The sequence below is a fragment of the Thermodesulfobacteriota bacterium genome, assembly GCA_035325995.1.
Taxonomy (GTDB): domain Bacteria; phylum Desulfobacterota_D; class UBA1144; order Nemesobacterales; family UBA2774; genus JADLGH01.
The window spans coordinates 223,552-235,775 of sequence record DAOKYU010000001.1 but is presented as its reverse complement, the minus strand read 5'-3'; the positions used below and the strand labels follow the sequence as shown (position 1 = coordinate 235,775).

The following is a 12,224-nucleotide window of genomic DNA, read 5'->3' as shown; positions in this document are numbered from 1 at the left end:
CTTTATGCACGAACCTTTTTCCTAATCCTCGTCGGCTGGAGGCACGGCGGCTTCGAGCTTAATGGTTACGCCCGATACGCCGGCGCTAAGATCGACCCCTTCCATCGTGGAATGGAGCTTCAGGAGAACGCCGTTTTCGTTTTTCAATACGACTCCGCCGGCTCCGCCGCCGAGCGCGATGCCGTAATCTCCCGCGACGTACGTACCGGGAAACTGGCCGAGGTTGGAGAGATTATAAACCTCTCCGGCGGCCGATATTTTTGCAACGCCGACTCCCCCAACCTTTATCCCGCTCGTCTTGAAGATGTACTCCGAGCCCTGGTAGTTAAGGATACCGCTTCCCTCGCTGCCGCCTATAATCAGCCCGAACTGCGTCTCGTCTATCGATATCGTCCCCGAGGGAACGTTATCCGCAAGGGCCGAACCTGCATAAGCGAGACAAACAACTACCGCTAAAATCAAAGCCTTCGAAATTTTCATTTCGCCTCTCCTTCGCATATATTTAATCTGCCCCGGATTACCTCCCCGAAAAATATTACATTAATCCGGAGAGAAATAATATCTACCCGATCCCTGCAAGTGTGGGCCAAAATTCCGGCAAGGCGAACGCGGTCACTGCCCGCGGGTGTCGCATAGGGCGGAAGACCAATACGGGACGCCGAGTATAAATACGGAACGCCGAATCGGTATTACTGAACCCTGCTCCAGACGATGGTCTTGGAGACGATCCCCGCTTTTACCTTCATCGTGAACGAGGCGTTGTCGGTCATCTTGATTTCGACATCGTAATCTTTTTTCTTTTTGACCGAGTACACCTGGCCTTTCCAAATTCCTTTCTCGCTGTCATACACGAGGTCTTTGAAAATTTTCGTGGATACTCCGTCAGGATGCTGCGCATCTTCGACAATAGCGCCTTCGTAATAGCCGCCTTTATTCTCTATCTGCACTACCGCGCCCTCGTCCGGGTCCTTCCATTTCCCGACTAAACTGTCCGAAGTTATGTCCTGTGCCGATGCCGTTGCCGGCCCTCCGATCAATACGAACGCCAGGATCAATGCCGCCGCCGAAAAACCGAATAGTATTTTCATAGTCATCTCCATGTTACTTCCTCTCTACGCTCCGAATATTATATTCATCATATTATATTCAGCCGAAAATCCGCTCTCTTCACAAATCGCAGCGGACATCCAGGGGCGACTCGTCGTGTACGCTCCACTCGGCGCAGCTACCGTCCTCGTTAACCTCGTCACAGGAACAGAAGCAGCTGTTGAGCCTCGGCACGTCGCCGTCCAATAGAAGACAGGATAAGATGGCCGGGGTCCCTGCAGCCGATCCGACCGGAACATTTTCCTGAATCCCTATAAAGCCTGCGGGATTCGACGTTTCGCACTGTGCATTCGTCAATCGGGCCGCATCGCACTTGAGGCACGCGTTCGGATCGCAACCGCCGGCGGCGCTGTCGTACGGGCCGCCCATCTGGTGGCCTTCCGGGCTGGCGTCCGACCCCTCGCAGCTCGTGGTTATCGGGCACGAGCATACAAGCTCTTTCTTGCCGAGCTTATCGAGACCGGGGAAATTCCTGCCCTTGGTGCTCACGAAGCAGAGCCCGCCGTCGCACTGCGCGTACGAACCGGACGCGGCCGCAACGCCGCCGTATTTACCCTTGTTGAGCTCTCCCGGGCATGTATACAGGGCGTAGTCGCCTTCAGGAAACACGCTTCTCTTCGGAACGCTGTATGTGCTGACCCTGTAGCCGTTCCCCCTGCCGTCCTGGTTTACCGTGCATACGTTCTCCCCGTCGCCGAAGTCGAAAGGAAGGCTAATGCTGTCTCCTTTCAAGAGATCGCATCCACAGTAGGCAACCTGGTTAAAGGTGATACAAGTGGCATTTGCGCAGAGCGCGTATTGCTGATTTTTCAGAATCAGAAATTCCTCCGCCGGCTCGCACTTATCCGGATTTGCCGCCAACGCCGCCCCGCTAGCGAGAGCAGTAATTAGCAAGCTCGCAAAAATAAAGAAAATTTCTTTACGCTCATCACTCGACACGCTCCTCAACAGATGTTCTCCGAAACCGTTAAAAAATTCATTTGTCCGTAAATATATGTCTTTTCCAGGAATTATGTGCTTTTAATTTCACGTTCGCGGCGCGGCGGCGGATCGGCAAAAAATATTTTGATTTGGATCGATGTGGCATTAAATTTAGCGGATGTAAATTCGATAACGGGAGCTCAGGTGTCAAAGCAGGTAAAAGTCGGCGAATATCTCATAAATAAACTCTACGAGCGCGGCGTCCGTCACGTATTCGGTGTCCCGGGCGACTACGCCCTCGGCTTCTTCAAGGAGCTCGAGAAAAGCAGGCTGGAGCTGATTAACACCAGCGACGAACAGGGCGCCGGGTTTGCGGCCGATGCCTACGCGAGAGTAAAAGGACTCGGCGTTGTCTGTATAACGTACGGCGTCGGCGGACTCAAGGTGGCGAATACGACGGCACAGGCATTCGCGGAGAAATCCCCCGTGGTCGTCATAAGCGGGGCACCGGGCCTTAAGGAGCGTACAAAAAACCCCCTCCTTCATCATAAAGTCAGGGAGTTCGACACACAATACAAGGTTTTCCGGGAGCTGACCATGGATTCCGCACTCATCGACGACCCCGAAACCGCCGCCCCCGAAATCGACAGGGTCCTCGACTCCGCTGTAAAGTACAAGAGACCCGTGTACATAGAGATCCCGCGCGACATGGTATCACTTCCGGTAAAGCCCTATAAGGCCAGGCGGCCCGAGGCCGCCGGCAGCGAGACCGAAACCCTGGAAGAGGCCATAGGGGAAGTGGTCGCGATCATAAACAAATCGAGGAAACCGGTAATAATCGCAGGCGTCGAAATACACAGGTTCGGCCTTCAGGACAGGCTTCTCGAGCTCCTCGGCAAAACGAACATCCCTCTCGCGACGACGATACTGGGCAAGTCGGTTATAAGCGAGACCCACCCGCTTTGCATGGGCGTCTACGAAGGGGCGATGGGGAGGGAGGCCGTCCGTCAATACGTGGAGTCGAGCGACTGCATGATCCTCCTCGGCACATTTATGACCGACGTCAACCTCGGGATTTATACGGCGAACATCGACAGAGCCCACTCGATCTGCGCCACGAGCGAGGGGATAGCGATCAGACATCACGCATATGAAGAAGTAAGCATTCACGACTTCATGGACGGCCTTTTAAAGGGAGGCATAAAGCGGAGGAAAAATGCGAGGATACCGAATCCTCCCTTGCCGAAACGCCCGAAGCCGGTGAAGGGAAAGAAAATAAGCGTGAGCTACCTGTTCAAAACACTCAATTCCTGTCTCGGCGAAAAGACGGTCGTAATAGCCGACCCGGGCGACGCCATGCTCGGGGCCCTGGACATGGTCATCCAGATGGAGACGGAATTTTTGTGCCCCGCTTATTACTGCTCGCTCGGTTTCGCCGTGCCGGCGAGCCTCGGAGTGCAGATGGCGAGGCCCGACCTCCGGCCGCTCGTTCTCGTCGGCGACGGCGCCTTTCAGATGACCGGCATGGAGCTTTCGACAATAGCCAGGTTCGGCCAGAACCCGATTGTCGTCGTGTTCAACAATGAAGGCTACGGCACCGAGCGGCCCATGCTGGACGGTACATTCAACGACATACACCCCTGGAGACACAGCCGTATACCCGGCGTTCTGAATAAGGGCGTCGGCTTCGACGTACACACCGAGGACGAGCTTCAGGAAGCGCTCGCCACGGCCATTAAGGACACTAAAAATTTCTACATACTCGACGTTCATTTGGATAAAGCGGACAGGTCCGAGGCCCACAAGCGGCTTACTACCGCGCTTTCCGAGAGGGTGAGGTAACCGGACGGCGACGCGGATATCGGGATAATCCTTCCACCCTACCCGACAGAAAGGTACGGCATCAGTTTTTACCCGGGTTTAGTCACCTCGACGCTGTTATATATCAGTAAGCCGTTCCGTCTTTATGAACGAATTTCCATTTGCCCTCCACGAGCAGCGCCTGGAGATCGTCGTCCGGGTAGCGCACCTCATCCCCGGGGGCTCTGTCGCCGATTTCGAGGTAGAACACATCCTCGCCGGTTTCGTTGACGAGGTGATGGCCGTTACCGTCGCCTGCCTCGAATCCGGCGCACATTCCCGGGGAGAGAACGGTGCGGCCTTCGTCGGTGTGCAGCGTCGGAGCTCCGCCCAGCACGTATATAAACTCGTCCTGCTTCGAATGGCAGTGCCGTATCGACGACATCGCCCCCGGCTTCAGCCGCGTCAGGTTGACGCCGAAATTGGTAATCCCGAAGAGATCGCCCAGCGGGCGCTTCTCCCTGCCCGCCATACGCGAAGCGAACGGCTCGGGATAGTTGGTCGGCTTTATACGGAGCGGCGCATCGTGCGCATCGATTGCGGCCGGCTTTTTTTCCTGCGACATATGATCCTCCATAACGGTCATGCAACCTGCCGTGACCGGATTTCCCGTTTTAGTATGCCTGATTGATAGTAATGATAACTGGACGTAATAATCCTGGAGAAACTGTTTTTAATCGTGGTTCATTGCATTAGCCCCAGAGGCAGGCGGAATTTCCGTGCCGTTCACGCACATCGAGGTGCGATTACTTTGTTCATAAATCCTCGAAACGACCCCCGGCTCATTTCTAAAAATGCCTATAATATTTTTCCGATGCCTAATATGTGGGCATTACAGCCCTCTCAAAAGATATCTACTACTATAATCACGGTGGCTTATAACCAGACATTCTGGCACGCAAATTGCACAATTTGTATATAAGGGATTCTCTATTTCGAAGGCGGAACAGATGGTTGAGAATACAAAAGCATCGCTCGAGCTGACAACGATATATGAAATCGGCAAGATACTGACGTCCACCCTCAATCTGCATCATTCTCTCAATTCCGTAATTAACGTACTGGATAAATTCCTGGGCATGAGGAACGGCACTATCGTCCTTTACGACAAGCATTCGAACGAGCTCTACACGGCGGTGTCTCTCGGTGTGGACGTCAAAAACCAGACAAGGTTCAAATCCGGCGAGGGTATCGTAGGTAAAGTTTTCAAAACCGGCTCTCCGATCGTGATACCGGATATAAGGGACGAGCCGTCATTGTGGAAAGGGATGCGATTCGATGACGATACTATTGCCAGGTTCTCTTTACTGTGCGTTCCGATTAAAGGTCATGAAAACATAACGGGAACACTGAGCGTAATATACAAAAGGGAAAAAGACTCTATATCGATAAACGACGCAATTTCCTTCCTGATAATGGCCGGATCATTAATAGGACAGACCATCGAAATCAGCAATAAAATAACCGAAGAGAAACAAAAGCTGCGCGAAGAAAGGGCGCACCTTCAGCAGGCTCTTACAAGCAAGCACAAGATGTTTAATATCGTGGGTCAGAGCGAGATAATGATCCAGACATACCAAACAATCAAGCGCGTTGCCGCCAGCAGCGCCACGGTGCTCATAAGGGGCGAGAGCGGGACGGGGAAGGAGCTTGTCGCAAAGGCGATTCATTATAACAGCAGCAGATCGAACGGACCTTTTATCATGCTGAACTGCACGGCGATCCCTGAATCGCTTCTGGAATCTGAGCTCTTCGGTCACGTGAAAGGGTCGTTCACCGGTGCGTACGGAGAGAAGAAAGGCAAGTTCGAGCTCGCCCATAGAGGAACCATATTCCTCGACGAGATCGGTGACTTGCCGGTATCCACACAACTTAAGCTTCTGAGGGTGCTGCAGGAAAAGAGCCTGGACAAAGTGGGCGGCTCGAAACCGCTACCCGTCGATGTACGAATAATCACCGCTACGAACCGCGATCTGGAGACGGAGATAAGCAAAGGAAATTTCAGGGAAGATTTATATTACCGGATCAATGTCGTCCCTATAGTCCTCCCTCCGCTTCGTAAGCGAAAAGAAGATATACCGCTCCTGATAGATCATTTTTTACTCAAATACAATAAGGAAAATTCGACGAAGGTTAAATTATCAGAGGGAGTCATGGAATATATTCTTAAGTACGACTGGCCCGGCAATGTCAGAGAGCTCGAGAACTGCGTCGAAAGAATGGTTATCATGAGCGACAACAATCTGGCGACCAGGGACGACCTTCCGTATGAAATAATCAGGGCTTATAAATCTTTAAACAAACCGGCGCCGGCGCACAAAACCCCAAACGAGCCGCCTCCTAAAAATCCCGAGGATAAATCGCTGACTAAAAGTATCGAAGTCATGGAAGTCGAGCAGATACTGAATGCCCTTAAGAAATGCGGCTGGGTAAAATCAAGGGCTGCCAGGCTTATCGGTATAACCACGAGGCAACTGGACTACAGAATCAACAAATACGGTATTTCTGTTGAGAAACCGTGGCAGGATACCTAAGCTACATTTCAGGCAAATTATGAATTCTTACCAAAGAATGCTCCGACTTGTCGGTATCCTCCTCAGATAATACAACCAGGCAATTCGAAAGCGCAAAAGATTTAAGCATGTGAGACCCCTGCCCGCCCGTCGTGCTTACGAATCTTTTCCCGTTCTCCGTTCCGGCATACCCTCTTAAGAAGAACTTCTTTCCGGCCTTTTTGCTGACCGGGTTCAACAAGCGAGCGCTTTCCTCTCCGAGGAATATATCCTTTTTCCCCATCATCGAACGAAGGGCAGGCCTTACGTACTCGTAATAACAAACGAGCGATGATGCAGGATTGCCGGGCAGGCCGAAAATGAGCGTCTCACCCTTTTTACCGAAGAACATCGGCCCGCCCGGCCTTTGAGCTATACCCCAGAATATTCGCCTGACACCGAGCGAAGAGAACACCTCTTTTACATAGTCATAATCCCCTACGGACACGCCGCCGGTTGTAATCAATATATCAGACGATTCGATAGCCGAACTTACGGCGCTTAGAATCCCGGTTTTATTATCCGAAACGGTAACCGCGGATATAATATCGGCAGCGTCCCTAGAAAGAGCCGCCTTCAGCATAGCCGAGTTGGAGTCCCTTATTTTACCCCGCTCCACGTCTTCATCCCGGTGTGCAAGCTCCTCGCCTGTAACAACCAGGGAGACCCGGGGAGGCCCGTATGCTTCTACATATTCGATACCGAGCTCCCTTAAAAAACCGACGACCGCAGGGGATATCAACACCCCGGCCGGGAGAGCGGTTTCTCCTTTCTTTATTTCCTCCCCTTCGAATCTTACGTTCGCGCTTTTCTCTATTTCAGAGCTTATGCTCAAGCGCCCGTCAGTCTCCGCAGCGTCTTCTATCCTCACGACCGAATCGGCCCCTTCGGGAACGGCCGCGCCCGTCATAATCTTCGCCGCCTGCCCGCTCTCGATACGCAGCGCAGCGCGTTCCCCGGCCTTGATTGTGGCAACCACATCCAGTAAGACGGGGACGGTGCCGGAAGCCCCTGCCGTATCGGCGGACCTGAGCGCATATCCGTCCATGGCAGAGTTCGTGAAAAGAGGCAGGTTCACCGGGCTATTTATTTCGCGGCACAGTACAAGCCCCACCGATTCTTCCAATGGAACGGCGACGGAACGAGCCGTGCTCGTTTCCTTCAGTATCAGCTCTACGGCTTCGTCCGTGGATACCAATCTAGCCCCCTGTATCGTTTTGCGGGTGACCGCCGCTTCGGAGTATACGGAAAGAATGGAGGACCCACGGGAAGAGGGCATCCATGGATTCCGCCGCGCCGCGTGAGCTGCCGGGCAGGTTTATTATAATCGTTTCGCCCCTGACTCCGGCTATGCCACGGGACAGCATGGCATAGGGAGTCCTCCTGAATCCGTGGCTTCTTACAGCCTCCGAGATGCCCGGCACTTCCCTTTCGATTATTTCTTTAGTCGCCTCGACGGTAACGTCCCGCGGGCTGAGACCCGTCCCTCCGGTGGTGAGTATCAGGTCGATCGATCCGCTGCCGGCGAGCTCCAAGAGCCTGTTCTTAATAATATCGAGCTCGTCGGGCAGAATTTCATATGTAACGATCTCGACCGGAAGGTTCTTTAGCCTGTCCACAATTATCTTCCCGGACCTGTCTTCCTTTTTACCCGCCGCGACACTGTCGGACAGAACGAGCACGGCGATTCCGAGCGGCTCTTTATAATTCTCCAGAAAGTCGGTCTTCCCTCCCCTCTTTTCGATCAGCTTCACCCCGCTGATTTCGAGCCCCTTGTCGTGCGGCTTCAGCATGTCGTAAATGGTGAGGCAAGCGACCGACACCGCAGTCAACGCTTCCATCTCGACGCCCGTCTTCCACATGGCCTTTACGGACGCCTCTACCACTATCTCGCCTCCCGATATATGAAAATCGACAGTGACCGTGTCTATCGGCAGCGGATGGCAAAGGGGTATAAGCTCCGGGGTCTTCTTCGCGGCCATGATCCCGGCCGTGCGCGCCATTTCGAAGACATTACCCTTGGCGACGGAGCCGGTCTCGACAAGCCGTATGGCTTCTTCCCCGGCCTTTACCGCTCCCCTCGCCCTGGCAATCCTCAGTGTATCTATCTTATCGCTGATGTCTTTCATATATTATGGTTAACAGCTTCTTATTAAACCGAGGTCCTCCGGCGAGTTGTAGTTCTTGAACAAGAAGTCCGGGTCGCCGAAATCCGATATCTCCGTTTCGGAGATTATTCTCACTTCGAGACCGTATTCCGGGGATACCACAATGTGTGGCGCAGCTTTTTCTCCGCTTTCGAACAGCCCGCGCATGACCGGTATCACATTTTTCGAATAAACGGCGACGAGCGGCTCGAGCCTGCCCGCGCGCTCCGGCATTACGATATCGAAGCCTTCCGAGAGCTCGATCATATGGCTCAGCAGATCCCCCGCAAGATGCGGGACATCCACCGGATTTACAACCGCCCTCTCGCAGTTCATTGTAGTAAGGCCGGTGTAGATGCCCATCATCGGACCGAATCCCGGTTTTATATCGGCAACGAGTTTTACGCCTTCCAGTCCGAGCTCCTCGGGGGCGGCAGTTACGACTATTACTTCGTCCGTCACTTTACCCAGGCGGTTTACGGCGATCTCCAGGAAACTTGTCCCGCGAGATTCAAGAAACCTCTTGTCGCGGCCCATTCTGCGGGAATTACCGCCTGCCAGTATAATGCCCGAAATTCGCTCGCTCATAGAAGTGGTATTATACCTCCCATACCGTTTACCCGAATTATCCGTAGAGGCATTACTTGCCGAGATCGAACGCGACCGTAGCCTGGGCATAAAACCAGTCCAGCTGGTCCTGGCCATTGTATACCGCCTCCACGCCTTTGCCCCCGAAGAAATGCGAATAACCGATCTGTAAATCCAGATAATCGAGCGCTTTCAGGGTAAGGGTGACGTCCACTTCCCCGCCCAAAAAGCTCTCGATGTCATTTCCTTCCTGCGGACTTCTGAACTGGTAACCGAACGCCGAATCGTTGAACGGTCCCGAGCCCCCTATCCAGACCTCGTCATCCGAGGCGAGCCAGAACAGGTGTCCGTTCAGCCCGAGATTCACTCTCTTGTGGGGTTTCAGGAGCAACTGAGTGTAGACGTCCACGAGGTTACTGAAGGCATTCGCGTCTACATATCCGTACCATTTGTGATTAGTGGGCACCATATTAAAGAACGTGCCGTAATCAGAGTCGCCGGGATTGCCGTCCCCCGATGCGTAAGCAAGGCCTGCTCTTATCCACGGGCTCCAGGGGGCCGCGGTGAACTGGTACCCGCCCTCGGCAATGAAAGCGAACGCCCTCTGGTCGAGGGCCCCGAAATCACCGAGCTGAAACGCGAACCAGAGCATAGCGTCAAACTCACCCGGGCCGGCGGGGTACGCCCCAGCCATGTTCACGCCCGTGGTACTGATATTGAGGTCTCCGCCGGCCAGATTCCGTGCGGGAGCTCTGTCGTCGAAGTAATAGTAGTTGAATATCTGAAACTGGGTGTTCGGTAAAAGCGCATCTTTTTTCAATGTAAAAGCGCCGCCCAAAACCAGAACGGTATCGAGGTCTTTCCACAAACCGTCGTCGATATCGAAGCCCCCGAAGGTCACGTTGGCTCCCATGAGGTCGAGGTTGAAATTGTTATTCTCGTAGCCCGCGCTCCCCCCGTCGAATCTTCTTCCGATGAGCGTCCAGTCCCAGTTTCCTATGAGTCTTTCGGATAGCCTCTCCTTGATAATCCAGTTTAGTTTTTGGGCGTCTTCGTATAGCACCTGCCCCCCGTCCTTATAGCCGATTCTGCCCCCTTTGAGGAAAAATCCATCGAGATTCTTCAGATGAATATATGCCTCAACGAATTGAAAATTACCCGGGGCCGTCTTTCGGTCGCTCGCATCGTAATAAAGCATTCCCGGACCGAAAGCGGCATTTTCCGGAAGATTGAAAGCTTTAACGCCCTGACCCATTACGTATATGGATAGGTTCTCCCATTCGAAATTCACATACGCCCTGGCCCTTACGAGAAAAAAATCGTAGGTCCTGTCGGTATCGGTTCCCTCGACCTGAAAAGTGTTCCAGAGCTCATTCCTGAGAAGAACATTAACGCCGCCGCTTACATGATTTTCGAGGTTTTCCGAAAAACTTTCACCGTAGCTCGTGTCAACACACGGGGCAGCTACGAGGATTATCAGACAAATTGAGTTTCTAATGTTTCTCAATTTACACCCTCCATCATCCCGGAACGAAATACAATCGAATATCGAAGACTAAGACCCCAGCAGCGCAGTTTTATCGGACTGCGCCTCTTCAAAGGCCTTGGCCTCGAGGGCCTGCACCTCTGGAGAGAATCTTACCAAAAAGGCGAACGAGGAAGCAATAAGAACAAAAATACCGAGATACATCAGGGCTTCCTGTGTGGTAAGGCCTTCGGACCTGAACAGGAATCCCGCGGCAACGGCACCGGCATTACCCCCTGCTCCGACAATGCCCGCCACCGAGCCAAGCGCTTTTTTGTTAATGAAAGGCACTACTCCGAATGTCGCTCCCTCGGCCATCTGGACGAACAGGCTGAATATAACCATGGAAATCACAGCGAGTATCAGCACGGACATTTGCGAGAATACGATTAAAGCGATGCTTTCAAGAAGGAGCACGCACAGCAGGAGCTTGACTCGTCCTGAAAGTCCGTAGCCCTTCGCGAATTTGTCCGAGAATACGCCGCCCAGCGTCCTTGCGAATATATTCATGAGCCCGAAAAGGCTCGCGATAAGACCCGCCGCTCCGAGGCCGAGCTCAAATCTATCGAAAAAATATAATGCGGCTACATTGTTAATAGTAAGCTCCACCCCGAAACAAGCCGCATAAATAACAAATAGTGCCCATACGCGTACGTCTTTGGCGGCGAGGAAAAAAGAACCTTCTTCCTTGTCGGTCACCGGCGGGAGCTCACCCCTTTTTCTTAGCTCGTTGAAATTACCGTCCGGGGCATCCTGGGTCAGATAGTAGTATGCAATTCCGGTTAGAAACAGGATTACGCCGGGGGCTATCATCGCCAGGCGCCAGCCGAGGAGCTGATTGGCGCCCAGCGATATCATGAAGGCGAATATAAGGGGCATTACAATCTGAGTGACGCCCCCTCCGAGGTTTCCCCATCCGGCCGTGGTTGCATTGGCCGTGCCGACAATATTTGGAGCGAACATAATCGACGTATGGTATTGAGTGATGACGAAAGAAGCTCCAATCGTTCCTATGGCGAGTCGGAATAACAGAAAGGTCTCGTAATTCCGGGAGAACCCGATACCCATCACCGGGAATGAACCCAGAATTAAAAGCCATGTATATGTGAGTCTCGGCCCGAATCTGTCACAAAGCCTGCCCACGATTAAACGAAACAATATCGTTATCGCCACCGATGCGATGATTGTATCTCCGATCTGTGTTTTGGTAAGACCGAGATCTTCCCTGACGACCGCCATAAGGGGCGCAATACCGAACCATCCAAAGAAACATAGAAAGAATGCAAACCAGGTCAGATGAAAGGCCCGCATTTGCGGCGTGCTGAAGCTGAATAATTTTATGCGCGTTGCCTGATTTTTAATCTCCACTTGGCTAACCTCCTTGGGATGCATATACGAGTATGGAGTTATATGCGCAAGGGCCGTGCCAAATTAAATAGAGGGAGCCGGCTATTGTAAGCGGCTGATACTATTAGACAATGCAGACAAGCGGAAGGATATCCGGAATACCGCCCGGGAATGCTC

General features: G+C 52.8%; 11 protein-coding genes. 2 read left to right on the top strand and 9 right to left on the bottom strand.

Annotated elements, in window-relative coordinates; all coding sequences use genetic code 11:
* Positions 1 to 21: 21 nt before the first annotated feature.
* The 3 genes from PKC29_01035 to PKC29_01025 all read right to left on the bottom strand — a co-directional run bounded on the left by PKC29_01035 (position 22) and on the right by PKC29_01025 (position 1,839).
* Positions 22 to 480 (bottom strand): DUF1134 domain-containing protein, encoded by a 459-nt coding sequence (locus tag PKC29_01035; protein HML93995.1) that lies wholly within the window; start codon positions 478 to 480, stop codon positions 22 to 24.
* A 209-nt stretch (positions 481 to 689) separates the two neighbouring features.
* On the bottom strand, positions 690 to 1,088 hold the full coding sequence (locus PKC29_01030) for a DUF2147 domain-containing protein (GenBank protein HML93994.1): 399 nt from the start codon (positions 1,086 to 1,088) through the stop codon (positions 690 to 692).
* 79 nt (positions 1,089 to 1,167) lie between these two features.
* The gene (locus tag PKC29_01025) at positions 1,168 to 1,839 is read right to left on the bottom strand and encodes a hypothetical protein (protein ID HML93993.1); all 672 of its coding nucleotides are present in this window, start codon (positions 1,837 to 1,839) and stop codon (positions 1,168 to 1,170) included.
* Between the two features lie 393 nt (positions 1,840 to 2,232).
* On the opposite strand from PKC29_01025, the gene PKC29_01020 reads away from it, so the two are divergent.
* Positions 2,233 to 3,870, top strand: coding sequence for a thiamine pyrophosphate-binding protein (locus PKC29_01020; protein ID HML93992.1), 1,638 nt, complete (start codon positions 2,233 to 2,235; stop codon positions 3,868 to 3,870).
* A gap of 103 nt (positions 3,871 to 3,973) precedes the next feature.
* On the opposite strand, the gene PKC29_01015 is transcribed toward PKC29_01020, so the two are convergent.
* Positions 3,974 to 4,453: a cupin domain-containing protein gene (locus tag PKC29_01015; GenBank protein HML93991.1), complete on the bottom strand. Its 480-nt coding sequence runs from the start codon at positions 4,451 to 4,453 to the stop codon at positions 3,974 to 3,976.
* Between the two features lie 385 nt (positions 4,454 to 4,838).
* Between PKC29_01015 and nifA the strand changes: the two genes are divergently transcribed.
* On the top strand, positions 4,839 to 6,422 hold the full coding sequence (nifA, locus tag PKC29_01010) for a nif-specific transcriptional activator NifA (GenBank protein ID HML93990.1): 1,584 nt from the start codon (positions 4,839 to 4,841) through the stop codon (positions 6,420 to 6,422).
* Position 6,423: 1 nt separating this feature from the next.
* Here the strand turns inward: nifA and PKC29_01005 are convergent, their stop codons facing one another.
* Genes PKC29_01005 through PKC29_00985 form a run of 5 tightly spaced genes read right to left on the bottom strand, consistent with a single transcriptional unit; the run spans position 6,424 to position 12,068 of the window.
* Complete coding sequence (locus PKC29_01005) at positions 6,424 to 7,638, bottom strand: molybdopterin molybdotransferase MoeA (protein ID HML93989.1); 1,215 nt, start codon at positions 7,636 to 7,638, stop codon at positions 6,424 to 6,426.
* Between the two features lies 1 nt (position 7,639).
* A complete protein-coding gene (gene moaCB / locus PKC29_01000) occupies positions 7,640 to 8,569 on the bottom strand; it encodes a bifunctional molybdenum cofactor biosynthesis protein MoaC/MoaB (GenBank protein HML93988.1) in 930 nt (309 codons plus the stop codon).
* Positions 8,570 to 8,578: 9 nt separating this feature from the next.
* A complete protein-coding gene (locus PKC29_00995; GenBank protein HML93987.1) occupies positions 8,579 to 9,175 on the bottom strand; it encodes a molybdenum cofactor guanylyltransferase in 597 nt (198 codons plus the stop codon).
* 52 nt (positions 9,176 to 9,227) lie between these two features.
* Positions 9,228 to 10,682 carry an alginate export family protein gene (locus PKC29_00990; protein HML93986.1) on the bottom strand — a complete coding sequence of 485 codons (1,455 nt, stop codon included), beginning with the start codon at positions 10,680 to 10,682 and terminating at the stop codon, positions 9,228 to 9,230.
* A 48-nt stretch (positions 10,683 to 10,730) separates the two neighbouring features.
* On the bottom strand, positions 10,731 to 12,068 hold the full coding sequence (locus PKC29_00985) for an MFS transporter (GenBank protein HML93985.1): 1,338 nt from the start codon (positions 12,066 to 12,068) through the stop codon (positions 10,731 to 10,733).
* Between the last annotated feature and the right edge of the window lie 156 nt (positions 12,069 to 12,224).

What these genes read in the sequence shown, in the direction of transcription:
- PKC29_00995 (HML93987.1), bottom strand. Translation starts at nt 9,175, where the DNA reads ATGAGCGAGCGAATTTCGGGCATTATACTGGCAGGCGGTAATTCCCGC.
- PKC29_01035 (HML93995.1), bottom strand. Translation starts at nt 480, where the DNA reads ATGAAAATTTCGAAGGCTTTGATTTTAGCGGTAGTTGTTTGTCTCGCT.
- nifA (HML93990.1), top strand. Translation starts at nt 4,839, where the DNA reads ATGGTTGAGAATACAAAAGCATCGCTCGAGCTGACAACGATATATGAA.
- PKC29_01015 (HML93991.1), bottom strand. Translation starts at nt 4,453, where the DNA reads ATGTCGCAGGAAAAAAAGCCGGCCGCAATCGATGCGCACGATGCGCCG.
- moaCB (HML93988.1), bottom strand. Translation starts at nt 8,569, where the DNA reads ATGAAAGACATCAGCGATAAGATAGATACACTGAGGATTGCCAGGGCG.
- PKC29_01030 (HML93994.1), bottom strand. Translation starts at nt 1,088, where the DNA reads ATGAAAATACTATTCGGTTTTTCGGCGGCGGCATTGATCCTGGCGTTC.